This window comes from Pseudomonas sp. LBUM1659 (genome assembly GCF_059716045.1).
The window spans coordinates 3,310,324-3,337,268 of the sequence record NZ_CP166797.1 but is presented as its reverse complement, the minus strand read 5'-3'; the positions used below and the strand labels follow the sequence as shown (position 1 = coordinate 3,337,268).

Here is a 26,945-nt window from a genome sequence, read left to right as displayed (position 1 = left end):
GACATGCGTCAGAACAAAACAAATACCTCGCTCAGCCTTCTTACAAGTATTACAACTGCGATCATTTTTTCGACCGGCTTCGTGCAAGCTAGCGAAAAACCAACATTGAATTTTTACACTTGGGCTGACTACATCAGCCCGGACGTGGTCAAAGCGTTTGAGGCCGAGACCGGCATCGATGTAGTGGTACAGGTGTATGACTCAACCGAGGTCATGCAGGCAAAGATGCTCACCGGTCGCTCCGGCTATGACCTGGTCATCACAGCATCGGATACGCTCGGCCCGCAGTTGAAAGCTGGTGTCTACGCCAAACTGGATAAAGCCAAGCTGAGTAATTATGGCAATCTTGACCCCGAAACACTAAAGCAGATGGCGGTAATCGATAACGGTAATGAGCATGCCGTGCCTTATTTGTATGGCACTACCGGGGTGGTGTTCCAAGAAGAGGCTGTGCTTAAAGCCTTGGGCGATCTGCCAATGCCGGAAAATCCATTAGCACTGCTGTTTGAGCCTCGCTATGCCCAGCGCTTGCAATCCTGCGGTTTGAGCTTGATGGATTCGCCTTTTGAAACCATGCCGATGGTGCTGCGCTATCTTGGCCTCCCTGTAGCCAACCCGACACCTGAAGATATCGAGGCGGCGACGCAACAGCTGTTTAAAATTCGCCCCTATGTTCGCCAGTTCACTTCCATGATTACGATTAATCTCGCCAGTGGCAACCTCTGCGCAGCAATGGGCTATAGCGGTGACGCAGCCCTAGGCAATCAGCGGTTGATCGATGCAAAATCACCGCTGCGCTTGACTTACCGTTACAGCTTGAATAATGGCACCAAGCTCTGGGTAGACAATTTTGCGATCCCGGCTGATGCAAAAAGCCCGCAGACAGCCCTCCAGTTTATCGACTTCATTTTGCGCCCGGAAAATGCGGCAAAAATTGCCAACGAACTGCAATATGCAAGCCCCAACAAAGCCGCAGCACCATTACTCGATGCAGCATTGACGGCAGATCCATACCAGTACCCGAGCGCTAAAACGCAGGAACTGCTGTACACCGTTAATCTAAATCAGCAAGATCAAAGAAGTATGACTCGCGCATTCAACAAGCTGCGCACGGCAGCCAAGTGAACCCAATGTTCGAGCATTGGCCCACGTTATGTCAGCGGCTGCAAGGTGATACTAAACATCCCCTCGCAGCGCTAGCAGTTGGCGTGATTCAAAATGGGCAGTTGGTATTTAGCGGCACATTCGGTCACGCCCGCTTTGCTGCTGATGGTCTCAGTGGGGTTCAAGAATTCACTGCGTCACACATGATACGAATAGCCTCTCTGTCCAAGCTGGTGACCGGGCTGGCTCTAATGCCTCTGGTGCAGTCAGGGCGTCTCGATTTGGATCAGGATATCAGCGAACTACTCGGCTTCAACTTGAGGCACCCACAGCTACCAGAGAGTCCGATTCGTCTTTGGCATTTGTTGTCGCATACCAGCCTTCTCAATGATGCTAAGCGCTACACGCTGCCACTCGGCCAACCCATCTCAGCACTCTTGGGAGATCAAGACCGCTGGCTGTGCGCCAACAGTTATCAGCTGGGACAATGTTTTAATTACAGTAACTTAAACTTTGGTTTGATCGCGTGCGTGCTAGAGAGCGTGAGTGGCCAACGCTTTGATCGCTATATCAAAGAGCATTTGCTAATTCCCAATAACATTCCAGGGGGCTTTAATCTGGCCGAGTTTAGTCAGGCTGAAATTGATCAGTTGGCTCCAGTTCATCGTTGGCAACAAGGGCGCTGGCTGGCCAGTGTTGACGATTGGCATGGGCACATACCGACACTGGCCCAATTACCAGTGGAAAATCCAGATATCAGCAATGAGCTTGAGTACCACACCGAACGCTCTGATATTGAATCGACATATTCACTGGCCAGTAATGGCAGCGCTTTTTCGCCACAAGGTGGATTGCGAACGTCGCTACAGGGACTTATCCACCTCAGCCAGGCACTGCTTGATGACCGCCGTTTGGGGTCAAGCGCACGCATGCTGAACCAAGCTTATTGGAGAAGTTCGGGCGGACAGAAGGTATCTGATTGTGAAGGGTTATTTACCGAAGCTGGGTTGGCAAGTCACCGATACCCTTTACGAAACGGCGATTATTTATGGGGCCACCCTGGAGCGGCTTATGGGTTGTTGTCCGGTTTATACCTGCATCATGCCAGCCAGTCGGCTTTGGTCTGGCTGATTAGCGGGACGAACGAAGCAGACGAAAACTTCCAAGGCGCAATAGAAGGCTTCTCGCGCTGGGAGTACCAGCTTGTTAAAAACTTTACTTGTAACTTTCGCCCCAGCTAACTATTAAGCGTCAACTGCAAAACCCGCTAGCGGTGAACTCCGGCAAACAAGCGATTGTATTTTTAAAACTCTGACTATCTGAACACCTAAAACAAAAAGCACTTACTCTGGAGATAATAAAAATGAACAAGACATTCCTACTTGCACTGATTTCATTTATAGCCTCGCCCGCCTTTTCCAGCGAAGCAACGCCCCCTAAAAACACCGCAGCGCTAATTATGGACGCGGCCAAGCCTTGGTCGGAACAAGGTTTTCGGGTCGGAAAATCTGAAGAGTGTATGAACTGGACGCGTATAGTCATGCAAACTGCCTGTGGTGCTTCCTTTGCGACCAAGCAAACACTAAAGCCTTGGGACAGTGATGTACTAAGCCCGGAAGACAAGCTCGCACCCGATATGGCCGATTCCTTGGCCGGGCCAGAATTTGGAACAAAAATCATGTCACTTAAAGAAATTCAGGCTGGCGATTTGGTCTTTCTGAAAAATACTTATGGCGACTGGGCTCCTGGTGTTATCACCCATGTGGGCATCGCAGTAGGCAACGGTGAATATATGCATCGTATGACTTCAAACAAAGGCATTGTAAAAACACAAACCATCCCTTCCAATGACTTTGCCTATGGCATGCGACTTGACGAAAAATTATGTGAATAAAGTTATTACTACTACATTTTGTTCACTTACGACACGATAAGTCTTGAGACTTTAACGCAGATACTTATGTCGCGCAGTGCCCCAAGCATTAGGGTTGTCAGGTGATCTGGCAACTCGCTGCACGCCATGACGTCATGAGCAGGTAGTCGATACTCGCGAAGCACTTGTTATTCCATTCACCAACACCTGGCTACGATTTGAAAACTGAAGCTGGCAGGCAGTCCTTTTTGGAGCAACGGTGCCATGTGGTGGTAATCCTAACCTTAACCAGGGAGGAGCCTTGCAAGATTGAAAAACCGGCAAGTCGCTCCTGCCTGTAGATTCTCAGCGGCAAGTTTTACAGATCCGGATAATCGTCAAGCCTAAGGCTAGGAGCGCTCGCTTCTTGCGGCTCGCGCTGGGGCGCATGTATCACTCCGGCGTCAGCATCTGCACGCATCTAATCTAGCTCTTTGTTAAATGCTTTTTCCTGAATAGTTGGCTTGGTGATGTAAGGCTTACGCTCCGGTTCAGGCTTGTTTGCATATGTTGTAACCGTGTCAGGATCGTGCTGAAGCACCTCTTGAACTTGGGATTCCAACATCGCACGCAGCGCGTCCTTATCTGGTCGACTTAACATTTTTTACTCCTCTATGAAATGAAACCGCAAGTACTGAGTGAACTGGGCTGGTTGCAGGAAGGCCATTCATTTAGGCCCAGTGTATCGCCAAGGGCATGAGTTTTGATAAGACGGCAATAGCTCAATTTCTTACGGCAGGGTTACCTGGCATATTGCACACGGGCTGCGAATGACTTCTCATTTTGACTAGGACTCTACGTTCTCGTTAATCCAAGCACATCCATATTTATCTTGCGCCAAAAGGCTTCTGAGAAGCTGTAAACCGAGCAATCAGACCCAAGGCCATCACCACTAAAATTAACCATCCAGCCCGCAGATTCTGGAGAGCATCGAGAGCTTCCTTCATACCAGGTGGTTCCACGGCCTGATAAGCGGAACCGCTAATTGTCAGCAGCAAGGCAATCTCCATAAACACGACCCCTCGCGCTATTAAGCCGAACCTAGACACCGGACGGACGGACCGCATGACGTTTTCGTCAGCTTCAAAGTATTTCACGAACTATGCCTTCCATCCCTTGATGATGTGAGCAATTCCTACACCAAGCAGAAGGATGGCGATCAGGTACACCAGTCAATTCGGGTATTCCCAAGACAAAAGATGCGCCAGCCAATCTTTGGTTTGTGCTCCTGAATTGCCCGAGCTTTTGAGACCGCTGATAAGTAAACCCAACGCAAATATTGCCAATGCACCGTTGACTAAACCTCCCGCCAACAAACCGGTACGAATCACCAAACCTTTGAGTTTTTTACCGTGATGATCGACGTCACGTGTCGCCTGCAAAACGCGCCAAGCCGCAAATGCGAGCAGACCGGTCACCACAAGCCCGACCAAAAAATAACCGAATGGCTGGCTTAGCAATGCTTCAAGGCTCTTGTGGCCGTCCTTCGGTTTCGTCGAGTCATGCGCAGCCAACAAAGCGAAGATGCCGATGACAAAATAAAGTATTCCTCGAGCGGCGTATCCTCCCCGAGCGAATATAACAAGGCTGCGTTGCGCGAACATTGGACGTATTCCTGATAGGTAATACAAAGCAGACCTGTCGAATTGGGAGGGGTTCGATTGAGAAATTTCCAGGCCAGTACTATCCCGCCTGGAAAATATGGAACGGCGCATTGGGTTTGCCCAGCACCTTTCGTGCTCATGATCGGCAGAGAACGTCCCATGGCGGTCGGTAGCGAGGGGCAGAACTCGTTCACAAAGCGACGTCAAGAATAGAGGAATCCCACCGCCTCCCCATCTTCGACAGCCCAAGCGCCATTGCCAGGCTGGCCGGATTTTTTTTCTCTGTGGTCATGTAGGAGGCGCAACCTTACATACTTCTGCGGTAGAAAGATCAAAGCTGATCACTACTACAGATGAGCACTGGAAAAATGCTTGGGTGATCAAGCAGGAATTAATGAACGGGCAAAAAATTCTATGCCAGGAGGCTGGCATAGGATTTTTGTAGGGATTGCCCCAAAAGCCTCAATTACTTACGCAGCCGCCGAGGGCGTACTTATACTTGCGTCGCACGCTATTTTTTCCGAGGTTTTCTAAGGCTTTTTAGCAATCAATTGCTGATATTCGCCTGTGCGCTTTAACGCCTCTAGCGCCCTATTGAAGCGTTCCAGTGCCGGCCGCAAATTCATAGCTTTGCTAAAAGCCAAATATAGAGGGTCGCGTATCAGCGGTTTGGGTAGCAGCACAATTTGGCTTCGATTGACCTCTAGCATAGGGTCAGAGGCCAGTATCACTTCAAGCCCGGCAATGCCGTTGCCAATAATCGCCACATCTATGCGGCCGGCCAGTAACTTTAGCAGCCTCGATTGTTCACCGTGTTCACGTTCCACCTGTAGCTCGCCGTTACTGATGGCCTGATCAACGTCTTCACCGTAGCTGGCACCGGACAGACCGCCGAGCTTCTTTCCCTTCAAGTCTTTGATCGTTTTGAAGTCAAACTCGTGCCCTTTCAAAACCACCAAACTGATGTCGTCGTCGTATATCGGTTGTGAGAAATCGTAGAACGTTTCGCGCGCCTTGTTACGCGAAATATTAGTAATACCACCGACGCTATTTTGGGCATTTTTCAACGCTCGCTTCCATGGCAATAAGCGCAGCTGATAGGTATCGCCGGTATCTTTTTCCAGTCTGGCGAAGATCGCCGGCAGGATTCCAGCGGGCCGATCGTGATCTAGGTAAATGATCGGTGGGTAGCTATTGTCGCCATAGATCACAAGATTTTCGGCGCTAGCGCGTAGCGTTATGAAAAAAAGTACGCACACGCAAACCGCAGCAGAGAAGTAGTTTTTTGTTGTCATAAGAGTCTCTTCTGGAGATTCCTGAATACTATCAGGCAACTGAAAATATGCTCGAGACTTTCCCATTCAATATTTCCTGACCTCATGACCGATGAATTCGCTGTTGGCTTCACCGTGATGATCGCGCCCGGAGATCACCTCTTCGACCGGTGTGATGCTGGGGTGCCTTTTTGTAGGCGCACCTCCAGACTTTCTTCGCGGTAATAGCCCTGGGCGATGGCGGCGTTGTAGCCAGCGAACTAGAACGGATGTTTCCAACGTGGCTGTACGTCAATCACTTGTATGGCGCTATTCTGTTGGCTGACGGGGAATGCCCACGCAGTCCGGCAGCTTTTGGCTAATTTTTGGCGGCCAAGAAGGGCTGTTATCCACCCATTGCCGCCGGTGGCGACAGGCGTCATCGACCCATAGCGGCAACGGAACGAAGACCTCACCGTCAGCTAATCTAGTTAAACAATAACGACGCTGAAAGCGAGGCAAGGGAATGAAAATGGGATTTAGGGATGATCTAGTCTGTTCAATGGTTTTGATCACTCTCGTTCTCATTTACGCATCCAGTGGTGGCAACACGCTTTACTTAGGCTTCTGGTATCTCATTGGAGTGCCAGTGGTAATGTTGCTTCCCGGCTTGATTCTACGTTCTCGGGCCCTGTTTCTAACTGGAACAACAGCCGCAGCGGTTGTCAGTCTTCTGGTCTACATGGCGATCGTATCCAGCTCGGGTCGTGATCGCGGTCTCGTTGGGTTGGGTCATTTATTTTCTGTCCCGGGGATGGTCGTCGGCACGAGTGTTTCGGCTTGGTTGTTGAGGTTCCGTATAAATACGAGCTTGCCATGGATTGTTGCGGGCTTTGCGTTTCTGGGTGCCGGCTTCGGTTTCATGGTTGCCCAAGTTATCGTGTGCACCACCGCTATGTACTGCGGCGCACTATCGATGGGTGTTTGGAATTAACTGAACGAGCGTCCGCTTCTGGCCGATTTCTGCCGGTCACGACGAGCCGAAATCGACCTGTAGCAAGCGCTTGGCGCTACCTGCAAACCATGAATCTGGCCTATGGAGGCGGCTTGATCCAGTGACGGTGTACGCGCATCTTCGTGATGCAAGTATTGGCGCCTCACCCGGGAACCGGCGGGAACTCACCATAACTTCCATGTGTAATCGACATTCACCCGCAGCTCATTGTCATCCCGATGGCTGGCCTGGGCGCTGAAGTCGTTGCGGTACCAGGCGTTGCGCACCCGCAGGGCCAGGCCTTTGAGAGGCGTGCCCTGAAGCACATAGTTCAGTTCGATGTCCTTTTCGCTTTCTTTCAGGTTGCTGCCGCCCAACTTGGGCAACTCGATATTATCGCCGCTAACGTAGCGCAGCACGCCATTGAGTCCGGGCAGACCCAGGGCGACAAAGTTGTAGTCATAGCGCACCTGCCAGCTGCGCTCCTTGGGATTCAGAAAGTCGGAGCTCAGGGAGCCCTCGGTGATCACCAACGGCTCGGTGCCGAACAGGTACGGCATGCCTGTCTTGCCGCTCAGTTGCATGTAGCCGGCGCCGAATTTGTGGGCTCCCAGGCTGTACGTCAGCATCAGGGCGGCGTTGCGGTTGTCCACTGTGCCTGCTTTGGCCGCGCCGTCCTCACCCGTGACAAACAGGCGGAAGTCGCTTTTCAGGCTGCCGGGGCCCATCGGCCGATTGTCGACAAAGCCATAGAAGTCCTTGCGGTACAGGTCCGCGAGTTCTGCGTGGTAGTACTTCAGCGTCAGTTGCGGTGACCAGGCGTAGTCGCCTCCGAGGAATGAAAAGCGGTCGGACTCAGCCGCACCCTTGAAGCGCCCGTTGGGCGAAGCGACGGACATTTTCTGGTAGTCCGTGGAGTCGCGCAGGTTGATGCGATCGAGCCAGCCGACGTGCAGGGTCAGGTTGTCGATTTCCTGGGACTTGAGGTACGCGCCGCGGAAGGTCTGCGGTAGCAGGCGGGTAGGGCTGGCGAAAGCGATCGGCAGGAAGGTGCTGATGGTGCCCAGTTGCAACTCACTCTTCGAAGCCCGGACCTTGGCGGTCAATCCAAGCTCTGAGTATTCACTGGCCGGCTCCCGAGTGGTGGGGTTGTACGGCAACAGGCCGGTGCCTGTGCGATCAGGCGAAGAGTCCAGCCTCAGCCCTAGCAAACCCTGCGCATCCAGGCCGAAGCCGACAGGTCCTTCTGTGTAACCCGAGCGCATGTTGAGGATGAAGCCTTGCGCCCATTCGCGAGCCGCAGCCTGCGGCGTGGTGTTCACGTAATTGCGATCGAAGTAATAGTTGCGCATTACCAGGTCGGCATGACTGTCGTCGACAAATCCGCTGGCGCAAGCCTGGCCAAAGGAGAAAACGCAGGCGCAAGCGCTGAGCGCTCCAAGAGAATTCCTGAGCATGGCAGTGTTCACTTTTATTGTTGTTGGAATAAACCCGCACCTTTGCGGCGCGGGGGTATTACGGATACAAAGTCAGTTGGCTTGTGAGCCCTTTCGTCGTACCGACAGGTAAAACATCGCCAGCGCCGCGATGACAATCCCCGGTGCCGAGGCCATCATCACGCCAGCCGTGCCGGTGCCCAGCGCAAGCATCTTGCCGGCCACCAATGGGCCGCTCATTGCGCCGAGTCGGCCGATGGCGACCGCGCTGCCGACACCGGTGGCCCGAATGGACGGGCGATAAAAATGCGGTGCCAGTGCATACAGCACACATTGCCCGCCAGTGGCGAAGAAACCGGCGACGAAACCGGCCACCAGCATGCTTTGCCACTGACTGGCCAGACCCAGGGCGGTCAAAGACGCAAGGATGCCGACGTAGATCAGCGCGGACAGCGCCCAGGCAGGCAGCCGGTCCATCACCCAGCCCAGCAGCAAGGTGCCGCTCGCCGCACCAAACTGCAGCGCCAGCATCACCCAACTGGCCTCGCGCCCGCTGAAACCCTGGCCGACCAATAGGCTGGGCAGCCAGTTGATCAGGATGTAAACGACCATCAGGGTAAAGAAGTAACTGACCCAGATCATGACGGTCGGCAGCGCTGCTCCTTGGCGGAACAGTCCCTGGACCACACCGACCGGTGCCGTTTCCTTGATGCCGCGAAACTGCGCCGACTCCGGCAGATAAAGTCCCAGCAGCGGCACGATCAACAGCGGCACCAGACCGCCTACATAGAACACCACCTGCCAGCCACCGCCCAGCTCGGCGATGCCAATGCTGGCCGCCAGTGCGGCGCCCAGCGGCACTCCGCAATACATCAGGCTGACTGCCATGCCACGCAAGCGTGGGCTAGCCACTTCGCTGGTTAGGGCGATCAGGTTGGGCAAGGCAGCGCCCAGGCCTACGCCCGTCAGGCAACGGGCTATCAGCAAACTGTTGAAGTCCCAGGCCATGGCAGTGACCAAAGAGAACAACCCGAAAAGGGCGACCGAGCCCATCAGCACGCGTTTGCGGCCGATGCGGTCAGCCAGTAAGCCACCGAGGAAGGCACCGGGCAGCAGACCGAAAATCCCGATACTGAAGACCCAGCCCATGTGTAGCTTATCCAGTTGAAAAGCCGCCGCCATGCCTTGTGCGGCGATCCCCGAGGCTTGCAGGTCAAGGCCTTCCATCAGGGCAACGAGAAAACACAGACCGATGGTCCGTGTCAGGTGCACAGGTGTAGTCAGATTCAGCGATGTCATGGGCAATACCCGTTTTATTGTTGTATTGGGCAAATCAAGACCGACTGACCGCTGCGTGGGCGATCAATCGGTGTGGTGCTCGCTATCAGCGCTTGAGCAGGTCCAGCGCGACGTCGACGATCATGTCTTCCTGACCGCCCACCATGCGCCGCTTGCCCAGTTCGACGAGTATGTCGAGGGTCTTGAGGCCGTACTTGGTGGCGGCGATTTCGGCGTGGCGCAGGAAGCTCGAATAAACGCCGGCATAGCCCAGCGCCAGGGTTTCGCGGTCGACTCGCACCGGGCGATCCTGCAGCGGACGAACGATGTCATCAGCGGCGTCCATCAGCGTGTACAGGTCAGTGCCGTGGTTCCAGCCCAGACGCTCGGCGGCGGCGATGAACACTTCCAGCGGCGCGTTACCGGCCCCGGCGCCCATGCCGGCGAGGCTGGCGTCGATGCGGTCGCAACCTTCCTCGACGGCGGTGATCGAGTTGGCCACGCCGAGCGACAGGTTGTGGTGCGCGTGCATGCCGGTCTCGGTTTCCGGTTTCAGCACAGCCTTGAACGCACGGAAACGGTCACGGATGTCCTGCATGTTCATCGCACCACCGGAGTCGGCCATGTACACGCACGTCGCGCCGTAGCTCTCCATCAGCTTCGCTTGTGCGGCCAATTGCTCGGCCGGCATCATGTGGCTCATCATCAGGAAGCCGACGGTGTCCATGCCCAGTTCGCGGGCGTATTCGATGTGCTGTTTCGACACGTCCGCTTCGGTGCAATGGGTGGCGATGCGCACCACGCGCGCTCCGGCGTTGTAGGCCGCTTTGAGGTCATGCACCGTGCCGATGCCAGGCAACAACAGGGTGGTGATCTTGGCGTGGCTGATGACGTCGGCGGCGGCTTCGATCCATTCCAGATCGGTGTGCGCCGCAAAGCCGTAGTTGAAGCTCGATCCTTGCAGGCCATCGCCATGGGCGACTTCGATCGAGTCGACCCTGGCGTTGTCCAGGGCGCGGGCGATATCCTGCACGTTCTGCAGCGAATACTGGTGACGCACCGCGTGACTGCCGTCGCGCAGGGTCACGTCGGAGATGTAGATTTTTTTGCCGTTCATGAAATTCTCCTCAGGCCTTCAGCATCGACTGCGCCATGCGCTCGGCGGTGGCCAAGGCAGCGGAGGTCATGATGTCGAGATTGCCGGCGTAGGCCGGCAGGTAATGGGCGGCGCCTTCGACTTCGAGGAACACCGAGGTCTTCAGGCCGGAGAATTTTCCCAGGCCCGGAATGTTCAACGGGGCGTCTTCAGGGATGACGTCGAACTGCACGTGTTGTTTCAGGCGATAACCTGGCACATAGGCCTGTACGGCGACTGCCATTTCGACAATCGACGCCTCGATTTCGGCCTTATCGGCCGCTTCGGACAGCACAAACACTGTGTCGCGCATCATCAGCGGCGGCTCGGCCGGGTTCATCACGATGATCGCCTTGCCCTTGGTCGCACCGCCGATGACTTCAATGGCCTTGGAAGTTGTTTCGGTGAATTCGTCGATGTTGGCGCGGGTGCCTGGGCCCGCAGATTTACTGGCAATCGAGGCGACGATTTCGGCGTAATGCACCTTGGCCACTCGGGATACCGCCGCGACCATCGGGATGGTCGCCTGGCCACCGCAGGTGACCATGTTGACGTTGAGCTGCGCGAGGTTCTGTTCCAGGTTCACCACCGGCACGCAGTACGGGCCGATGGCCGCCGGCGTCAGGTCGATCAGGCGGATGCCGGGTTTGATCGAGCGCAGGAATGCATCGTTCTTCACATGGGCGCCGGCCGAGGTCGCATCAAAGACGAAGTCGATGTCCTTGAACACGTCCATGCGTGTCAGGCCTTCAACGCCTTCATGGGTGACTGCTACGCCCATACGCTGGGCGCGGGCCAGACCGTCGGAGGCCGGGTCGATACCGACCATGACCGCCATTTCCAGGTGCTTGGCGTTACGCAGGATCTTGATCATCAGGTCGGTGCCGATGTTGCCGGAGCCAACGATGGCGACTTTGAGTTTGTTCATTGTTGTTGCCTCATTTGCATGCAAGTCGCCGATCACTCGGCGCTGAACTGAACACCGACACGACCGATGCCTTCGATCTCGGCCTCGAACCGGTCACCGCCGGCGACCGCCACCATTGGCCCGAGGGCACCGGTCAAAATGATGTCGCCAGCCCGCAGCGGATCGCCCAGGCGCGCCATGGTGCGGGCTAGCCACACGGCGGCATTGAGCGGATGGCCAAGGCATTCGGCGCCGCTGCCGGTGGACACTTCCTCTCCGTTGCGGGTCATGCGCATCGCGGCTTGGCGCAGGTCCAGGCCATCGAGCGGGCGGCTCGGGCCACCGAGCACGAAGCAGCCACTGGAGGCGTTGTCCGCCACGGTATCGACGAAGCGGATGTTCCAGCTCTGCACGCGACTGCCGACGATTTCCAGTGCCGGCACCACCGCACCCACCGCCGCCATAACGTCGGCAAACGTCGTGTCAGCACGGGGCAGGTCGCGTTCGAGGATCAGCGCAATTTCGGCCTCGATCTTCGGTTGCAGCACACGGCTCACGGGCACGGCTTCGTTATCGCCGTAGCACATGTCGGCGAACAGCGTGCCGAAGTCCGGCTGATCGACGCCCAGCTGTTGTTGCACCTTGGGGTTGGTCAGGCCGATCTTGCGACCGACCACGCGTCGGCCGCTGGCCACGCCGTGGGCGACGTTGATGCGCTGGATGGTGTAGGCGGCTTCGGCATTGTCTTCGCCGATCTGCTCACGCAATGGCGCAATGGCTTCTTTGCGGGCTTCGGCCCGGCGCAGGTCAGAGGCGAGCTGTACCAGCGTGTCTTGAATAGGAGTCATGTCGGCCTCGGTCATCAGTGGGTCAGGAAGTCCAGGACCATGCGGTTGTAAGTCTCGGCGTGTTCCCACTGAGCCCAATGGCCGCAGCGGTTGAATACGTGAAGTTGTGCGTCCGGCAGGCCAGCCAGCAGACGCAGTCCGGTGTCCATGGGCACGAAGCGGTCTTCGCGCCCCCAGACGATCAGGGTCCGGGCCTTGATTTCGTGCAGGCGGTGGCTGAAATCCGGGAACTGCTTGGGGTTGAGGGTGCTGCTCTTGACGAAGTTTTCCAAGTGATCGCGGCGCGCGAGGATGTTGTCCAAACGGGTCTGAAACAGTTCATCGGTCATGCTGCTGGCGTCGAAAACGAAGACGTTCATCATCTTCTTCAGGTTCTCGATGGTCGGCTCGCGGTACAGCGCGCCGATCAACTTGATTCCTTCGGTAGGCTGTGGCACGAAGGCGCTCGGGCCGCCGGTGCCGCCACCCATCAGCACCAGTTTGCCGATACGCTCCGGGTAGGCGAGGGCGAAGGCCACTGTGCTGTGGCCGCCCATGGAGTTGCCGATGATGTGCACGCGGTCTAGGTCCAGCGCGTCGACCAGCCCCTTGAGGGCCTTGGCATTGAGGTCCGAACGCGATCCGCTGCAAACGATCGGGTCACTTTTGCTCCAGCCCGGGCAGTCCATCAGGATCACGCGGTAACCGGCAGACACCAGCGGTTCGATGTTGCGGTTGAAGTTGGCCCAGCCGCTGGCACCAGGGCCGGAACCGTGGAGCATGACCACGGTTTCTGCACCCTGGCCGACGTCGTTGTAATGCAGTTGCAGGTCCAGTTCGCCTTCCTTGATACGTACAAAGCGGCTGGTGGAAGCTTCGGTGAATGCAGTGGCAGTCATGGCAGTTCCTTGGATTCAGTGGTTGTTGTTCAGCGGCTGGGCGCCAAGAGCAGCGAAGCCTGCGATCCACTCGGGAATCGGGCGGTAGTAGCGGCCTTCGGTCTGGTAAGGGCCGAAGGCGGACAGTGCAGCGAAAGCGGCGACCCAGGTTTTCACTTCGTGGGTGGACTTGCCGGCTAATGCCGACAGCTCGTCATCGCCCAGCGTATCGAGGTCGCTCATCCGGCCCTGTTCAAGGGTGTCGAGAAATTCCCGGTCCCACGTCGGGTTGAGCGGGTGCAAGCTGTTCTGATCTTCGACGAAGGCCCGCGCTGCCTGAATGACCCGTTGCTGCCGTGCCTGGCGTTCATCGGCAGGTAAATTGCGGCCACTGCCCATCAGGCGATCGGCCATGCGCGCGTCGACCTTGGCCAATTCCGGAACAGGAGGTTGGTGGGACAAGCCACCGGAAGCCAGAAACAGCACACGTTTGTTCAGCGTCAATGCCCACTGACCGATGGCTTCACCGAGCAGGCGTGCACGCCTGAAGCCGGGCAAGGGCACGGCGACCGAATTGATGAACACTGGAATCACCGGGCAGCCTTGCAAACCGCCCAGCAGCAATTCCAAAGGTTGGGCAAACGCATGATCGACCTGCATGCGGTAGGACACGGCGGCGTCGACGCCAGCATCCAGTACGCTTTGAGCGCAGGCTTCGGCCAGTGCCTTGGGCACGTCCAGCGCGCCGGCAGCGGTGCCGAAATCACCGATGGCATCAGCGGCCATGCCGATGCAGAAGGCCGGCATCACGTCGTAGAAAAAGCCGTTGTAGTGGTCGGGGCCGAACAGCACGATGAGCTCCGGATCGAAGCGGCCGATGCGTTCGCGGGCCTCGGCTATCATCCCGTCGACCTCGGCCAGCACCTCAGGTGTCGGGTCGACATAACCCACCAATGGCGTATGCGACATGCAATGCAGATATGCGCTCATCTCAAGCCACCTTGCTGGCGACAATCGTCGCGGCCGGTTGTGGCAGGGCCTTGGGCGCGACCGACATCCGCGGTCCAGACCGACGATGCCAGACCGTAGTCTGAATCGTTCGCCCAGCCCAACACCTGCGCTTCATCAGTGAACTGGGTCACCGACACCACAGGCCCGAACACTTCGCGGCGGACGATTTCGTCGTCCTGCCGGGCGTCGGCCAACACGGTCGGTTCGAAGAAGAAACCGTTGCCGTCCACAGCCTTTCCGCCGGTGATCAAGCGAATGTGTGGTTGCGCGATGGCGCGCTCGACAAAACTGGCAACGCGGTCGCGGTGTTGCGCGGTGATCAGTGGGCCGAGTTCGGTCGACGGATCATCCTGCAAGCCGTACTTGATGCTGCTGACCGCCTCGCCGAGTTTCTCGACGAATTTTTCGTAGATATCAGCCTGTGCATAGATGCGGCACGCGGCGGTGCAATCCTGGCCGGCGTTGTAGAAACCGAAGGTGCGGATGCCTTCCACGGCGGCGTCGATGTCGGCGTCGTCGAAGATGATCACCGGGGCTTTGCCACCCAGTTCCATGTGCATGCGTTTGACGCTGTCGGCGGTGCTGGAAATGATGTTTGAGCCCGTGGCAATCGAACCGGTCAGCGACACCATGCGTACTTTCGGGTGGGTGACCAAAGGGCTGCCCACGCTAGGACCACGACCAAACACCAGGTTGAGTACGCCGGCCGGGAAGATTTCCGACGCCAGTTCCGCCAGACGCAGGGCGGTCAGCGGGGTTTGTTCCGACGGCTTGAGCACCACGGTATTACCGGCGGCCAGGGCCGGAGCGATTTTCCAGGCGACCATCATCAGCGGGTAGTTCCACGGCGCGATGGAGGCGATTACACCGACCGGGTCACGGCGGATCATCGAGGTGTGGCCCGGCAGGTATTCACCACCGGCCGAACCGCTCATGCAACGGCTGGCGCCGGCGAAGAAACGGAACACGTCGGCAATCGCCGGGATCTCGTCGTTCAGCGCGGCGCTGTAGGGTTTGCCGCAGTTGTCCGATTCCAGTTTGGCCAACTCTTCGCCGTGGGCTTCGATGGCGTCGGCGAGTTTGAGCAGCAGCAGCGAGCGCTCTTTCGGCGGGGTTTGCGACCAGCTGTCGAACTCGGCATCGGCAGCGCGTACGGCGGCGTCGACCTGGGCTTCAGAGGCTTCGTTGATTTCCACCAACACACGACCGAGGGCCGGGTTGAACACCGGTTGGGCGGGGCCTTCCCCGTCGATCAGTTGGCCGTTGATCAGCAGTTTGATTTGCATAACTTTTCCTCAATTTTTTATAGGCCGGGGAAGTGGACTTCCCCAGTCCTTTGTCAGCGCTGTTGTACCGACACGCCGGAAATATCAGCGGGTTTGGCAAGCGGCTTGGAGAATTTCCAGGCATCGCCCGCGGGGGCAGTGCCTTTGTCGTAAGGCTTGCCGAGCAGCATGTAAATCAGGCCTGCGCCCATCACTACCAGAGTGGTAAGGATCATCGAGTAGTTGATGTACCACGGTGCATCCGGGGAGCGCGGCCAGACCATGTTGACGATGGCGCATACGCCATACACCAGGGCTGCCAGGTTCACCCAAAGGCCCCAGGCGCCGAGAGTGAATTGGCCATTCGGGCGCCAACCTTTGGCCCGAGCGATCAATGCTGCGACAACGATCAACTGGAACGCGACGTAGATACCAATCGCCGCAAAACCGACGATGGTCGCCACGGCATCGGCCATGAACATTCCCAGGCAGACAATCGCTGCGGGCACCACTCCGCTGATCAGCAACGCGAACGATGGCACGTGGTTGCCCGATAGTCGTTTGAGCAGCGAGCTACCGATGATCATTTCGTCACGGGCATAAGCGAACAACAGACGGCTGGCCGCAGCCTGCAGGCTCAAGACGCAGGAGATGAAGGACACCATGACTACCGCCATAACCAGCCGCGATCCGACCGGGCCAAAGGCGCTAGTCAGGATAGTAGCCACCGGATCGGTGTCCTCACCGGCCAGCACCTTGGCCATGTCAGGCACCGAAAGAATCAGCGCCAGGCAGGCGAACATCGCTGCGGCACCGCCGATATAGATTGTCATGCGCATAGCTTTAGGGATGCGTTTGCCGGGGTTCGGGGTTTCTTCAGCAACATCGCCGCAGGCCTCGAAGCCGTAGTACTGGAACAGACCCGCCAGGGATGCCGCGAGGAACGCCGGCAAGTACGAGCCGTTGACCCCAAGGTTGAAGGTGTCAAACAGCACGCTAAATGGCTGGTGACGCTCGAAGATCAGCAGGTAGCCGCCAACGAGAATCGCCCCGACCAGCTCACAGAGAAAGCCGAACATGGCGACTCGTGCCAATAGTTTGGTGCCCACCAAATTCAGGCAGGTCGAGAGCAGGATGATCGACAGGGCAATATAGATATTGGCTTCAGGACCGGGATTGAAGCCCAGCATAATCGCCAGATAGGGGCCGGCACCGACCGCCACTCCGGCGATGGTTGCGCACAAGGCCCACGCGTAGACCCAGCCGACCATCCACGCCCAGCGCTTGCCTACCAAACGGCGGGCCCAAGGGTAGACGCCGCCGGAAATCGGGAACTGCGAAACAATTTCACCAAAGATCAGGCACACCAGCAATTGACCGGCGCCAATCAGCAGGTACGACCAGAACATCGGCGGGCCGCCCGCGGCCAGGCACAAACCGAACAAGGTGTAGACGCCGACGACCGGCGACAGATAGGTGAAGCCCAGGGAAAAGTTTTCCCAAAGACTCATGCTTCGATTGAAATCCGAACTGTAGCCGAGGGCACGGAGTTGTTCCGCATCCTGATCGGCGACGCTTGCACGCGCGTTGGGTAAGCCACTCATTTTATTTCCTCATTATCAATGGCAGTTGTTTGCAGTACAGGCAGGTAGTCCCACCTATTCGAGTTTCTTGTTTTAGTGAACGGCAGGCTTAAGCCTGTTTTTTCATTTCGCTGTCGCGGCCATCGTCGTACTTCGAGAGCCATTCGACGGCGGCATCGCGATAGCGACTGAAGCCCTTGTAGTCGACCAGTTGTTGGTTCAAATCTCGCAGGACCCGATGCATGCGTCGGGCCCACGCCGGGTTGGTGGCAATGTCTTCGAGGCTGAGCAGGTAGGTGCGAATCGGAAAAACAATGGCGTTACTGCGCGGCAGGCGATGTAGCGGCTGCAACTCGATACGCAGGTAGACCAGCTTGCCAGCGTTTTCCGCGGTCACGATGGTGCGGTCCGGTGCCCATTCCGGCAGGCTTTCAGCCGAGACTTCGAGGCGCGGGTTGACGGTCAGTGACCAGTTCAGACGGCGCACCGGGTGGCCGGTGCGCAGGCGCAGCAGAAACTTCAAGGCGCGATCGAGCATGCCGATTTCTTTCACCAGCGGCACCGGCCCGTGGAACTCTTCCCAGCTCATGCCGAGGTTGAAACGCAAGGAATAATCGGCGCGCTGGGTAGCGATCCCGGCCCCCCAATACAGCGTGCCGTCACGTTCCTCTTGCAGCACCCAATCGCCCTGCGCCTGACGTGTCACGTATTCCATAGGCTCATAGGGCAGGGTGGTCGGATCGCCGAAGGTAAAGTGGTCGTCGATGTCCAGCAGACGGTTGGTCCAATGCCACTGCCGACCTTCCCGCGCCAGGCTGAAGTACTGCGGATAGTCCCGGGCGTAGGACTCCATGATCAGTTCCAGCAAATCCCATTGCGCATCCATCATGTGCGGCGCCGAAACGTAGTGCATACCCGGATCTTTCTCCAGGGTGATGGCGCGATCGCGGCATTCGCTGATGTAGTGCTCGTCGATATCGAACGCCGCACGGAATGCGCCGTCGCCTACCGAAACATGCGGCTCGAGGTTCATCGAGTACATGTAGTCGTCATCGGGGAACGGGAAGGGCGCGCGGGCGATAGTTTCCGGGCTGTTGGCGAAGGTGTAGTCGTCGCGGTAGGTTTCGTCGGGATTGAATTTGATATTCATTGTTATGTCTCCGTCGATCAGAGGTCGATGACCAAGCGATTGCACTTGGCACGGGATACGCAGGGCATGATTTTCTTGCGGCTGGCTTTGTCTTCGTCGGACAGCCAGTCATCGGTGTGCAGCAGCTCGCCGTCGAGCTCCAGCACCTCGGTTTCGCAGTGGCCACAGGCGCCGCCACGACACAGGTAAGGCATGCTGTAACCGGCGGCCTCTACCGCTTCGAGCATGGTCTGGTCTGGCGAAACGTCGATGGTTGCGCCGCTGCGGCCGAGGGTGAAACTGAAGGCTTCGCCTCCGCTGCTTTGTTCAAGAAAGCGCTCGAAGTGGACGTGGCTGTCGGTCCAGCCCAGGTCGCGGGCACAGGCCAGGGTGGCGTCGATCATGCTGTCCGGACCACACACATAAACGTGGCTGCCCAGCGGGCGTTGGGCGAGGATCCCGCCAATCTCCATGCGCGATTCGATTCCCTTGCGGTACAGATGAATCTGCTCGCCGTAAGTGGCCTGCAGCTCTTTGCCGAGCTGTGCATGCTCTTCACCGCGCACTGCGTAGTGCAGTTCAAAAGGCACCTTGCTCACGCGAAGTTCTTCCAGTTGCGAAATAACCGGCGTGATGCCGACCCCCCCGGCGATGAACAAATGCAGGCGCGCTTGCTTGATGATCGGAAACAGGTTTGCCGGTGGCGAGACTTCGATCAAATCACCTTCAACAACGTCATCATGCAGCGATACCGAGCCGCCGCGACCGCTTTGTACTCGGCGCACGGCTATCTGATAACTGCTGGTGTCGTACGGTGAACTCATCAGCGAGTAAGGATTGCGCAGTGTGTTGTTTTTAGTACCAATCAGCACCACGACATGGCTGCCACCGGAAAAGGCGGGAAGATGAGCGCCAGTTGGCGACACCAGGGTGTAGCGTTTGATTTCCGGGGTGACCGTTTCGATTCGGGCCACACGCAGATTCAACGTCCCATTGTTCTGGCTCATGTGTCGAGCTCCTCGGCTTGTGGCAATTCACCCGGGATTTCGGCATCGGCCTTGACCGCCTGAAAGGCTGCCAGTCGCCGGGAATAGTGATCGCGCACCACCAGCGTCAGACCGCAACCGGGACAGTCGTAGACGCGATGGGTGACATTTTCGGTATAGTTGTCGCAGTGCACGCACCAGACCCTGCGGACCAACGTTCCGGAGTGCTCGCGCAGCACTTCGTCGCGGTTAAGGTCGAAATGCGTCGCCACTTGCATGGCCGTGCCGAGAAAGCTTTCGGATCCGGCGAGGTAAAGTCGGGTGCCCATGTGCGCTTTTCCGAGCAGGCTCTTGAGCTCGTCGATCAGCGCTTGGTTTGAGGCATGCACCTGTATTGGGTGTTGAGGGTGTTGCTGCAATTGGGTCAGGAAGTCCTGGCCGGAAAACGACTCCTGGGAGTACAGCAAGGTGATCGGTCTTTCCAGTCCTGCCATATCATCCAACAAACGCAACATGGCGCGACCACCGCTCCCTTGCCCGGCAATGATGTGCCTGATGCCTCCCGGCAGCGGTTGCAACTGGTCATAGACCGGTCGGCTTTTGATCCCGGTGATCAACATTTTTATTTTTCCTCCTGGCTACCGGCTCGGCTTAGAAGCCGACCCTGATGCAAAGCCCGATGATGGGGTGCAGATAGCAGGAGCATAGGTCGTGCCAGATATATACCTAATTGATTTTACGGGCTTTTTATTTGGTTCTTGGTGTTGTATGTAGGCAAGGATGACTACGGTTGTATGCGTTTTTACAGCGCTTTATGCGAAAAGGAAGGGAGTTGGACACACCCCTGTGTCCAGGGGATTCAGTCGCGTTGGAGCTTGCGGATCAGCGTACCTATGTCGATACCCAAGTGCTGTGCAGCTTTGCGCTTGCTGCCGCACAGGTGCACGGCCCTGAGGATGACTTGGCGTTCGAAATGCTGGACCTGAAGCTTGAGGTTTCGCTCTGGATTGTCCTCTGGTTCGTCGTCCGCAGCGCGGGGTTTCAAAGGTTCCTGAGGGCGCATCGGCTCGAGCAATTCGGCCGGCAGATGATGCTCTTGCGCTTCATCTTCGGCGAGAACCGCCAGCCGTTCAAAGATGTTCACCAGTTCGCGGATATTGCCCGGAAAGTCATAGCTCATCAGCCGCTGTCGGCATCCTGCAGACAGGCTCAGTGAGGGCTCGCGATCACCGTTGATGCGGCTCAACAGAATGTCGATAAGAAATGGCAAGTCATCCCGGTGCTGGCGCAGCGGTGGTATTTCTACCGGCAGGACGGCCAGGCGATAGTAGAGATCGGCGCGAAACTCACCAATGCTCACCAGATGGCGGAGGTCCTTGTTGGTGGCCGCAATGACTTGTACCTGTACCGTTTTACTCAGGGGCGAACCAACCGACTGGATCGTACTGTCCTCAAGGAATTTCAGCAGTTTGGCCTGGACATGCAGGGGGATTTCGCCGATCTCATCGAGGAACAAGGTCCCGCCCGATGCAGCCTCTATATAGCCTTGTTTGCCGCCCTGCAGGGCTCCGGTAAAGGCGCCACGCTCGTAGCCGAACATCTCCGACTCGAACAAACTCTCCGGAATACTTCCGCAGTTAACGTGAATAAAAGGGCGATCACCCCAGCCGGCCGCACGGTGGATATGCCGCGCGATGGCGGTCTTGCCGACGCCGGGCTCGCCAAGCAGTAACAGCCGTGCACGACGTCGAAAGGCGCGCACGCCAGTGTCGGCGATGCCCGATAGCTGCGGCGACAGATGCAGGGCGCTGTCCTGAGGGTCGCGCAGACCTTGGGGGTCCACGGGCCGGTTGCCTAGCGACGCTCGACGCTGCGGCTGACTGCCGTCGAAGTCTTTCTGAGTCAACATCCTGAACGGTTTTTCGTAGGCTCCAGTGGGGATGGCTTGGGTGCTGCTTAGTAGAACGCGACCTTCCCGTGAGCGAGTCAATGCACTGTTGCCGCCTCGATTCAGCGCCGCGATCAAGTCGTCGTAATTCAAGGCCGAGTGTTGGTAAAACTCGTTGTCGGACAGCCCGACGGCTTGCTGTTTGGACAGTCGATTAACCCGCTCGGCGGCCAAGTTGAGAAAGCGCACCCGGCCTTCACCGTCCGTCACGATCAGGGCTTCGCCGAAGCTGTCGAGCAAGGCGTGGAGCGAGGGGGTTTCCAGCAACGCACCGAGAATCTCGCTGCTGACATTAACTGAAGAGCGCATACCCATCTGCAGCGTGGGTGGCAGGTTCTTGTCTTTCATGGGTGCAACTCTTGCGCACGGCGTGCGCCCTGACTTTCACGAAATACTGCGACCCGCCAAGCTACGCCTTCGCGAATCAGGATGCGCGAACAATGCACATTGAAATTCAAGTCCCGCCCGCTCAAATCAGGCAGTGGCAGGCTGTGCCAGATGCGCTCGGGCATGTTGTTATCCTGCAGAAGTCGAGCGATACCGGTGCCATGGGTAATGCCAAAGGTCGCTTCGAAGGCTGCGTTGCGCCATTGTGGCTGCAGATGTTCGTCGATCACTAGCACCGCATCCGGCACCGCGTCAAAGACTCGGCGCAACGCGTCGATGCGCTGTTCGGCGTCGTGCTGCATACGCAACTCCTGGCTGACGTCGCGAATGCTGCCCCACATCCGCAGCAGATGTCCGTTGACGATGGTCGCGCGGACATCGTTCTCGACGTAGGCCGGTGAGCCATCGTGACGGCGGTCCACCGAGAGCGCGCAGTCGACGCTGAAACCGGCTTCGATCAAGCGCCGCACGAACTCCTCGTTGGCCGGGCTGCGAGGCCAGTAAAGACGAACCGGTTGCTGACTGAAATCGACATCGGACGGCATTTCATAGACGTCGGCCATCGCCCGATTGCACATTCGCCAGTGGGAGTCGTTTTCGAATACCTGGCGGACGATTTCATCCGGCGACGTGTTGATGTCCACCGCCTCGGCGAATTCGATGCACCAATAGGCAACCTTGGCGCTCTGCAGCATCTGGCTCATCACGTCATTGGCGCTGTGCATTTCCCGCAGCCGATGGCCCAGCGATCCCAACGGAATCTTCAGCAGGTGCAGGCGCGCCGGTTGAACCGAGCGCCATTCCAGCAGGCCGCAGGCGACCACATGCAGTAGACCGCCGTTGTGGCGAATCAGGGTCAGCTCCAGGCTATGGACTTGTTCATCGGCAGGAGGGTTGGCGAACATCAATTGCAAGGCACGCACCGACTCGACACTGTAGATGCGTTCAATCGGCTGATTCAGCAATTCCTCTGGCGCGTAACCCAATTGATCGCTCAGTCTGGCAGACAGACTGACGAGATGCCCGTCAGCGCTCAACGTGCTTGAAAGGGGCTGGACTTTGTTGACGAGTAAATTCAGGGTATCCATCGATTGATCGGCTCGATTTGGCTTGTGAGTACCTGATAGAAAACACTCAGGCAATTAGAGCAAGGGCATATCGCATGCCAACAAAAATAGCTGATAGAGATTGATGTTCAGGGGCGTGCGAGTGAGTGATCGCTGTGATATTGCATTGGAGTGCGCATTTTTGCAGCACCTTCAGTCTCAGCTTAGTTCTATTTATGAGTTCCCATAAGTCCACGGCCCTTGGATGAGATAATCGGCGGCTGGCGTGTGTTACCCCAAAAGGGGCATGAAACAGGCTGTCGCTTTACTCGCAATGACTATCCGACCGTTCAGAATCAGGTGGGCATTACGAATGTAGTGTGAGTCAGGTTCCCAAAAGGCAGACTACTGCACGGAGTTGGCCAACCAAATCGCGCTTCCTCCATCCACGCCATAGGCATAGCCGGTTTCGCCAGTGCTTTTCTGAAAGGCAGCGGTCAGTGTGTGCATCGTGCTTCCAAGCTTTCAGCCACGTTTGAGTAGTACAGACCAACATTGACACTGTCCTTGAAGCGATATCGACCACCGACAACATTGGCACTGGTCAAGTCTTTGCCATCGCGACGTGAAGTGAACTGTGAGCCCATGGGTAAAACGCCCGACATCCAGGCTCAGTCAGGGAATGTTTTACCTGGATGATCGCTCAACACAGCTCAAATCTGAGGGCGCGGCCATCGTCAAGGCTTTGGATTACTGACCCTCAAACGCTGGATAGAGCTGACGGTGCTTCCCATCGGCAACAACTGGGTGGAGGTGCAGTAAGAAATGGCTTTTAGAAGCAGTTCCCACTTGGAGGGAGCCGCTCGTGTCACTGGGGGAATCTAGAAAGCTGAATGCATTCTAATGCCACGGCTATTAGTCAGACCATTCACCGCTTCTGCCGCCTGTCGTTTCACCGCTCCATGGTTGGTCAGCATCTACTGTGCATGTCACACAAGTAGTGGGTCAGGAATCAGAATGTGCACCATGCGAGCGTTGCGATCCTTGCGGTCTTGCGCCGTGTCTTCGCTGTGCAGCAGTGACAAGCTGATTTGATAGGCATAAATCAGATAGGCGCGATCTCGCGCTTCGCTCTGCGTCACATCAGCCTGTATCAGCAGGCCTTCTATGTAGTTCAGGCGGTGGCGGTCGACTTCGTCGATGGCTTGTCGGGCTTTGCTGTCCCTGCGAGCCCAGGCGCGAATGCCCAATTCAATGGCGGCGGCGTCGCGAGCTGTCTGGCCATGGGAGGGCAGCTCCAGCAGACGTTGCAATTGCTCCAGCGGTGATGTGTGTGCAGTCCGCAGTTGAAGGATGACGTCCTCGGTTGCTCGGGAACGCCAGTTGCTGAGAATGCCTTCGAGTAATTCACCACGGCTTTTGAAGTGGTAGTAGAAGCTGCCACGGGTGATCTTCAGCTCCTTGGCTAAAGTGTCGACCCGAACGGCATCCACGCCGCTGGTAACCAGGACATCCTGTGCCGCATGAATCCAATCTTCTCGGGTGAGGCTGGTGCGTGTTGACATTGTGCTAGGGCCTTGTCCAACCAACTGGATGAGTGCCGGGGCTGCTCAGGGGCGCCTCAGGCAAGGAAAACCATTCTAACGTCTGACGGCTGTGCAGGCAGCCGCAATTCACCTGTGTCTTGTATCAGTACTTCTTCTTTCCACGTTGACCGTCTATCCGAAAGATACAGTAATGTATCTTGATGGTGGTGCTGTTAATCCGCTCTAGAGCCTGTGCTTTAGGAAAATACCGCGATACATGTCTGTATGTTTGGGGTTGACGGGTCAGTAAGTCGTCACTAGCATACAGATACACATCTGTATCTTTACAAATAAAAACAAACGGAGGCCTTATGGACGGTATTGGAAAAACCCTGCTGGCGGCAGGACACAAGACCAACTATCACGAAGCGGGTCAGGGGGATGCCCTGTTTCTGCTCCATGGCTCCGGTCCTGGCGTTTCTGGATGGACCAACTGGTCCCGGAGCATGTCGGCCTTCTCTGATAAGTGGCGGGTCATCGTGCCGGACATTGCCGGTTTCGGTTTCACCGAGTTCCAGGAAGACGCCAAGTACGACATCAAGCTGTGGGTCAGCCACCTGGTCGGCATCATGGATGCGCTGGATATTCGCAAAGCTTCCTTTGTCGGCAATTCCTTTGGTGGTGCGGTCGCCATTGGCTTGGCGGTGTTTGCCCCGGAGCGGGTCGACAAGTTGGTGCTACTGGGTACACCTGCTGGTGAATTCGTGCAGACGCCGGGGTTACGCGGTGCCTGGGAGTACGAGCCATCGCTGGAAAACATGCAGCGTCTGATGGAGTTGTTCCCTCACGACAAGGCATTGATCACCCCCGAGTTGGTCAAGGGCCGGTACGAAGCCAGTGCCCGCAGCGGTTCGCAGGAAGCCTTGCGCAAACTCATCCCAAAGCCGGCCGCCGAGGGCGAAACACTGGTCAAGGGCTTCCCTGCTGCGGCATTGGCCAAGATCGTCGCGCCTACCCTGGTCGTGCACGGTCGCGAAGATGGTGTGGTGCCGCCAGCTTGCGGATTGCTGATCGCCAACAGCGTGCCGAATGCGGACTTACATCTGTTCGGCAACTGCGGCCACTGGGTGCAGAGCGAGCAACCGCGTCGCTTCGTGGCGCTGGTTCGCGACTTCCTGAGCGAGTGACCCGACATGAGCCGAAATCTACTGGAGCGAGCGCTGTGGCAACTCTCGGTTGATCGCGCCTCCAAAGAGCGTTTTCGCGAAGACCCCAAAGGCTTCCTCGGGCGTTTCGCATTGAGTGAAAAAGAAGTCGAGATGGTCGTGAGCTTCGATGTCGCCGCCCTGCAGTCGGTCGGAGTCAATCCGATGTTGACCATGGGCTTCTGGCAGGAGTTGGCGCCTTCGCGAAGCATGTCGCTGTACAAGCAGCGCCTGGGTGCAACCGATGAACAACGCGCGGCTTTCTCTGCCGCACTCAAGGGGTGAACCGATGGGCAAGATAGTAGGCGGTTTCTGGATGCCACATGATCCGGTCATGTTCGTCGCCCCCAAAGCGCCGCCGCAGGCCCAGGGTGATGCGGTCTGGGGCGCATATGAGCTGTGTGCCCAGCGCCTGGCGCAGTTGGCGCCGACCTCGGTGATTATCGTGGGCTGCGATCATTACATCCTATTTGGGACCCAGTGCCTGCCGCGTTATGTCATCGGTACGGGTGACGTCGATGGCCCACTGGATCGCTTACCGGGGCTGGAGCGAGGTGTGGTGCGCAACCAGGAAAAACTGGCTGGTCATATCGTCTCGCACGGCGAAGGGCAGGGCATCGACTGGACGGTGGCGCGCAGTTTCACCGTGGATCACTCGTTCTCGATTCCACATCAGCTAACGGTAAAGCCGGCTGAAAACATTCTCGGCCGGCTGTTGCCGACCATTCCGGTGTACCTGGCCTGTGGCGTGGATCCTTACATTTCGCTTAAGCGAGCTGCCGACCTTGGTCGCCAGATCCGTGCTGCGGTGGAGTCGTTCGATGCCGACGAGCGCGTCGTCATTATCGGTAGCGGCGGCATCAGCCACTGGGTAGGGACGGCGGAAATGGGCCGGGTTGCCGAAGACTTCGACCAGGAGATTCTCGCCCACGGCGTCAACGGCGATCTGCAAGCGTTGTGCGCCTATTCGGATGAAGAGATTTTGCGTCGCGCCGGCAATGGCGCCATGGAAATTCGCAATTTCGCCTGCGCCATGGCTGCCGTAGCCAACCCGACGGGTGAAGTCGTTTTGTATGAGGCGGTGCCTGCCTGGGTCACCGGGTTGGGTTTCTTGCAACTGTTTACTGGTGAGGAAAAGTCATGAGCCGAATATTGCTGTGCCAGCGCGATGAGCTTTCGCCGGGCGAGTTGAAAAAAGTCAGCCATGGCGCTGCCGAAGATATCTGCGTGTACAACCTGGGCGGCACGTTCTACGCCACCTCGGACATGTGCACGCACGCCACGGCCTCTCTGGCAGAAGGCGATCTGGAAGATCACCTGATCACCTGCCCGGTTCATTGGGGGCAGTTTGACATCCGGACGGGGGAGGCCGTGACTTTTCCCTGTGAAAAGCACCTTCGCACGTACCGGATCATCGTCACCGACAAAGAAGTCTTTGCCGATCTCGAGCATGCCAGTGATGCGGCGCTTGCCGACGCCTGACGCCTGAAACGAAGGCCTGTCTTTCCACCCGTATTCCCTGTGAGTCCAG

The 26,945-nt window shown here is 57.2% G+C and carries 23 protein-coding genes and 2 pseudogenes; 7 read left to right on the top strand and 18 right to left on the bottom strand.

Annotated features, from left to right (window positions below):
* Window positions 1–3 precede the first annotated feature (3 nt).
* The 3 genes from ACA048_RS15035 (at window position 4) to ACA048_RS15025 (ending at window position 2,998) form a co-directional block, all read left to right on the top strand.
* Window positions 4–1,125 (top strand): extracellular solute-binding protein, encoded by a 1,122-nt coding sequence (locus tag ACA048_RS15035; protein WP_497625137.1) that lies wholly within the window; start codon window positions 4–6, stop codon window positions 1,123–1,125.
* A 5-nt stretch (window positions 1,126–1,130) separates the two neighbouring features.
* Entirely contained in the window at window positions 1,131–2,345 is a 1,215-nt protein-coding gene (locus ACA048_RS15030) for a serine hydrolase domain-containing protein (RefSeq protein WP_497625136.1), read from the top strand.
* A gap of 122 nt (window positions 2,346–2,467) precedes the next feature.
* Window positions 2,468–2,998: an NlpC/P60 family protein gene (locus tag ACA048_RS15025; protein ID WP_497625135.1), complete on the top strand. Its 531-nt coding sequence runs from the start codon at window positions 2,468–2,470 to the stop codon at window positions 2,996–2,998.
* 439 nt (window positions 2,999–3,437) lie between these two features.
* Here ACA048_RS15025 and ACA048_RS15020 read toward each other — a convergent pair whose 3' ends face one another.
* From ACA048_RS15020 to ACA048_RS14935, 18 genes and pseudogenes are all read right to left on the bottom strand, one after another.
* The gene (locus tag ACA048_RS15020; protein WP_497625134.1) at window positions 3,438–3,617 is read right to left on the bottom strand and encodes a hypothetical protein; all 180 of its coding nucleotides are present in this window, start codon (window positions 3,615–3,617) and stop codon (window positions 3,438–3,440) included.
* 194 nt (window positions 3,618–3,811) lie between these two features.
* Window positions 3,812–4,620: pseudogene (locus ACA048_RS15015) on the bottom strand (DUF1206 domain-containing protein).
* Between the two features lie 530 nt (window positions 4,621–5,150).
* On the bottom strand, window positions 5,151–5,981 hold the full coding sequence (locus tag ACA048_RS15010; RefSeq protein WP_497625133.1) for a substrate-binding periplasmic protein: 831 nt from the start codon (window positions 5,979–5,981) through the stop codon (window positions 5,151–5,153).
* A gap of 1,071 nt (window positions 5,982–7,052) precedes the next feature.
* Window positions 7,053–8,324 (bottom strand): OprD family porin, encoded by a 1,272-nt coding sequence (locus tag ACA048_RS15005; RefSeq protein WP_497625132.1) that lies wholly within the window; start codon window positions 8,322–8,324, stop codon window positions 7,053–7,055.
* 72 nt (window positions 8,325–8,396) lie between these two features.
* Window positions 8,397–9,602: a 3-(3-hydroxy-phenyl)propionate transporter MhpT gene (gene mhpT, locus ACA048_RS15000; protein WP_497625131.1), complete on the bottom strand. Its 1,206-nt coding sequence runs from the start codon at window positions 9,600–9,602 to the stop codon at window positions 8,397–8,399.
* Between the two features lie 85 nt (window positions 9,603–9,687).
* Window positions 9,688–10,698 carry a 4-hydroxy-2-oxovalerate aldolase gene (gene dmpG / locus ACA048_RS14995; RefSeq protein ID WP_497625130.1) on the bottom strand — a complete coding sequence of 337 codons (1,011 nt, stop codon included), beginning with the start codon at window positions 10,696–10,698 and terminating at the stop codon, window positions 9,688–9,690.
* A gap of 10 nt (window positions 10,699–10,708) precedes the next feature.
* A complete protein-coding gene (locus ACA048_RS14990) occupies window positions 10,709–11,644 on the bottom strand; it encodes an acetaldehyde dehydrogenase (acetylating) (protein ID WP_497625129.1) in 936 nt (311 codons plus the stop codon).
* A gap of 32 nt (window positions 11,645–11,676) precedes the next feature.
* The gene (gene mhpD, locus ACA048_RS14985; RefSeq protein ID WP_497625128.1) at window positions 11,677–12,471 is read right to left on the bottom strand and encodes a 2-keto-4-pentenoate hydratase; all 795 of its coding nucleotides are present in this window, start codon (window positions 12,469–12,471) and stop codon (window positions 11,677–11,679) included.
* Window positions 12,472–12,485: 14 nt separating this feature from the next.
* On the bottom strand, window positions 12,486–13,349 hold the full coding sequence (locus ACA048_RS14980) for an alpha/beta fold hydrolase (RefSeq protein WP_497625127.1): 864 nt from the start codon (window positions 13,347–13,349) through the stop codon (window positions 12,486–12,488).
* A 15-nt stretch (window positions 13,350–13,364) separates the two neighbouring features.
* Window positions 13,365–14,318, bottom strand: coding sequence for a 3-carboxyethylcatechol 2,3-dioxygenase (gene mhpB / locus ACA048_RS14975; protein WP_497625126.1), 954 nt, complete (start codon window positions 14,316–14,318; stop codon window positions 13,365–13,367).
* Between the two features lie 53 nt (window positions 14,319–14,371).
* Window positions 14,372–15,625 (bottom strand): annotated as a pseudogene (locus ACA048_RS14970) (gamma-aminobutyraldehyde dehydrogenase); the annotation flags it as partial.
* 53 nt (window positions 15,626–15,678) lie between these two features.
* A complete protein-coding gene (locus ACA048_RS14965) occupies window positions 15,679–17,208 on the bottom strand; it encodes an APC family permease (RefSeq protein WP_497625125.1) in 1,530 nt (509 codons plus the stop codon).
* Window positions 17,209–17,296: 88 nt separating this feature from the next.
* The gene (locus ACA048_RS14960; protein ID WP_497625124.1) at window positions 17,297–18,337 is read right to left on the bottom strand and encodes a heme-dependent oxidative N-demethylase family protein; all 1,041 of its coding nucleotides are present in this window, start codon (window positions 18,335–18,337) and stop codon (window positions 17,297–17,299) included.
* Window positions 18,338–18,354: 17 nt separating this feature from the next.
* Complete coding sequence (locus ACA048_RS14955; RefSeq protein WP_497625123.1) at window positions 18,355–19,323, bottom strand: PDR/VanB family oxidoreductase; 969 nt, start codon at window positions 19,321–19,323, stop codon at window positions 18,355–18,357.
* Entirely contained in the window at window positions 19,320–19,922 is a 603-nt protein-coding gene (locus ACA048_RS14950; RefSeq protein ID WP_497625122.1) for a dimethylamine monooxygenase subunit DmmA family protein, read from the bottom strand. Before ACA048_RS14950 ends, ACA048_RS14955 begins: the two co-directional genes overlap by 4 nt.
* A 239-nt stretch (window positions 19,923–20,161) precedes the next feature.
* The gene (locus ACA048_RS14945; RefSeq protein ID WP_497625121.1) at window positions 20,162–21,598 is read right to left on the bottom strand and encodes a sigma-54 interaction domain-containing protein; all 1,437 of its coding nucleotides are present in this window, start codon (window positions 21,596–21,598) and stop codon (window positions 20,162–20,164) included.
* Window positions 21,595–22,725, bottom strand: a complete 1,131-nt coding sequence (locus tag ACA048_RS14940; protein WP_497625120.1) for a PAS domain-containing protein — start codon at window positions 22,723–22,725, stop codon at window positions 21,595–21,597. Before ACA048_RS14940 ends, ACA048_RS14945 begins: the two co-directional genes overlap by 4 nt.
* Window positions 22,726–23,672: 947 nt before the next feature.
* The gene (locus ACA048_RS14935; protein WP_497625119.1) at window positions 23,673–24,248 is read right to left on the bottom strand and encodes a TetR/AcrR family transcriptional regulator; all 576 of its coding nucleotides are present in this window, start codon (window positions 24,246–24,248) and stop codon (window positions 23,673–23,675) included.
* Window positions 24,249–24,580: 332 nt separating this feature from the next.
* Between ACA048_RS14935 and ACA048_RS14930 the strand changes: the two genes are divergently transcribed.
* Genes ACA048_RS14930 through ACA048_RS14915 form a run of 4 tightly spaced genes read left to right on the top strand, consistent with a single transcriptional unit; the run spans window position 24,581 to window position 26,896 of the window.
* Complete coding sequence (locus tag ACA048_RS14930; protein WP_497625118.1) at window positions 24,581–25,396, top strand: alpha/beta fold hydrolase; 816 nt, start codon at window positions 24,581–24,583, stop codon at window positions 25,394–25,396.
* Window positions 25,397–25,402: 6 nt separating this feature from the next.
* Window positions 25,403–25,699, top strand: a complete 297-nt coding sequence (locus ACA048_RS14925) for an extradiol ring-cleavage dioxygenase (RefSeq protein WP_497625117.1) — start codon at window positions 25,403–25,405, stop codon at window positions 25,697–25,699.
* 4 nt (window positions 25,700–25,703) lie between these two features.
* A complete protein-coding gene (locus tag ACA048_RS14920) occupies window positions 25,704–26,558 on the top strand; it encodes a DODA-type extradiol aromatic ring-opening family dioxygenase (RefSeq protein ID WP_497625116.1) in 855 nt (284 codons plus the stop codon).
* The gene (locus ACA048_RS14915) at window positions 26,555–26,896 is read left to right on the top strand and encodes a non-heme iron oxygenase ferredoxin subunit (protein ID WP_497625115.1); all 342 of its coding nucleotides are present in this window, start codon (window positions 26,555–26,557) and stop codon (window positions 26,894–26,896) included. The genes ACA048_RS14920 and ACA048_RS14915 overlap by 4 nt, the downstream gene beginning before the upstream one ends.
* The last annotated feature ends 49 nt before the right edge of the window (window positions 26,897–26,945 follow it).

What these genes read in the sequence shown, in the direction of transcription:
- ACA048_RS14935 (WP_497625119.1), bottom strand. Translation starts at nt 24,248, where the DNA reads ATGTCAACACGCACCAGCCTCACCCGAGAAGATTGGATTCATGCGGCA.
- ACA048_RS14925 (WP_497625117.1), top strand. Translation starts at nt 25,403, where the DNA reads ATGAGCCGAAATCTACTGGAGCGAGCGCTGTGGCAACTCTCGGTTGAT.
- ACA048_RS14990 (WP_497625129.1), bottom strand. Translation starts at nt 11,644, where the DNA reads ATGAACAAACTCAAAGTCGCCATCGTTGGCTCCGGCAACATCGGCACC.
- ACA048_RS14920 (WP_497625116.1), top strand. Translation starts at nt 25,704, where the DNA reads ATGGGCAAGATAGTAGGCGGTTTCTGGATGCCACATGATCCGGTCATG.
- ACA048_RS15020 (WP_497625134.1), bottom strand. Translation starts at nt 3,617, where the DNA reads ATGTTAAGTCGACCAGATAAGGACGCGCTGCGTGCGATGTTGGAATCC.
- mhpD (WP_497625128.1), bottom strand. Translation starts at nt 12,471, where the DNA reads ATGACTCCTATTCAAGACACGCTGGTACAGCTCGCCTCTGACCTGCGC.
- ACA048_RS14950 (WP_497625122.1), bottom strand. Translation starts at nt 19,922, where the DNA reads ATGTTGATCACCGGGATCAAAAGCCGACCGGTCTATGACCAGTTGCAA.
- dmpG (WP_497625130.1), bottom strand. Translation starts at nt 10,698, where the DNA reads ATGAACGGCAAAAAAATCTACATCTCCGACGTGACCCTGCGCGACGGC.
- ACA048_RS14930 (WP_497625118.1), top strand. Translation starts at nt 24,581, where the DNA reads ATGGACGGTATTGGAAAAACCCTGCTGGCGGCAGGACACAAGACCAAC.
- ACA048_RS15010 (WP_497625133.1), bottom strand. Translation starts at nt 5,981, where the DNA reads ATGGGAAAGTCTCGAGCATATTTTCAGTTGCCTGATAGTATTCAGGAA.
- ACA048_RS14965 (WP_497625125.1), bottom strand. Translation starts at nt 17,208, where the DNA reads ATGAGTGGCTTACCCAACGCGCGTGCAAGCGTCGCCGATCAGGATGCG.
- ACA048_RS14945 (WP_497625121.1), bottom strand. Translation starts at nt 21,598, where the DNA reads ATGAAAGACAAGAACCTGCCACCCACGCTGCAGATGGGTATGCGCTCT.
- ACA048_RS15025 (WP_497625135.1), top strand. Translation starts at nt 2,468, where the DNA reads ATGAACAAGACATTCCTACTTGCACTGATTTCATTTATAGCCTCGCCC.
- ACA048_RS15035 (WP_497625137.1), top strand. Translation starts at nt 4, where the DNA reads ATGCGTCAGAACAAAACAAATACCTCGCTCAGCCTTCTTACAAGTATT.
- ACA048_RS14960 (WP_497625124.1), bottom strand. Translation starts at nt 18,337, where the DNA reads ATGAATATCAAATTCAATCCCGACGAAACCTACCGCGACGACTACACC.
- ACA048_RS14915 (WP_497625115.1), top strand. Translation starts at nt 26,555, where the DNA reads ATGAGCCGAATATTGCTGTGCCAGCGCGATGAGCTTTCGCCGGGCGAG.
- ACA048_RS15030 (WP_497625136.1), top strand. Translation starts at nt 1,131, where the DNA reads ATGTTCGAGCATTGGCCCACGTTATGTCAGCGGCTGCAAGGTGATACT.
- mhpB (WP_497625126.1), bottom strand. Translation starts at nt 14,318, where the DNA reads ATGAGCGCATATCTGCATTGCATGTCGCATACGCCATTGGTGGGTTAT.
- ACA048_RS14940 (WP_497625120.1), bottom strand. Translation starts at nt 22,725, where the DNA reads ATGGATACCCTGAATTTACTCGTCAACAAAGTCCAGCCCCTTTCAAGC.
- ACA048_RS14980 (WP_497625127.1), bottom strand. Translation starts at nt 13,349, where the DNA reads ATGACTGCCACTGCATTCACCGAAGCTTCCACCAGCCGCTTTGTACGT.
- ACA048_RS14955 (WP_497625123.1), bottom strand. Translation starts at nt 19,323, where the DNA reads ATGAGCCAGAACAATGGGACGTTGAATCTGCGTGTGGCCCGAATCGAA.
- mhpT (WP_497625131.1), bottom strand. Translation starts at nt 9,602, where the DNA reads ATGACATCGCTGAATCTGACTACACCTGTGCACCTGACACGGACCATC.
- ACA048_RS15005 (WP_497625132.1), bottom strand. Translation starts at nt 8,324, where the DNA reads ATGCTCAGGAATTCTCTTGGAGCGCTCAGCGCTTGCGCCTGCGTTTTC.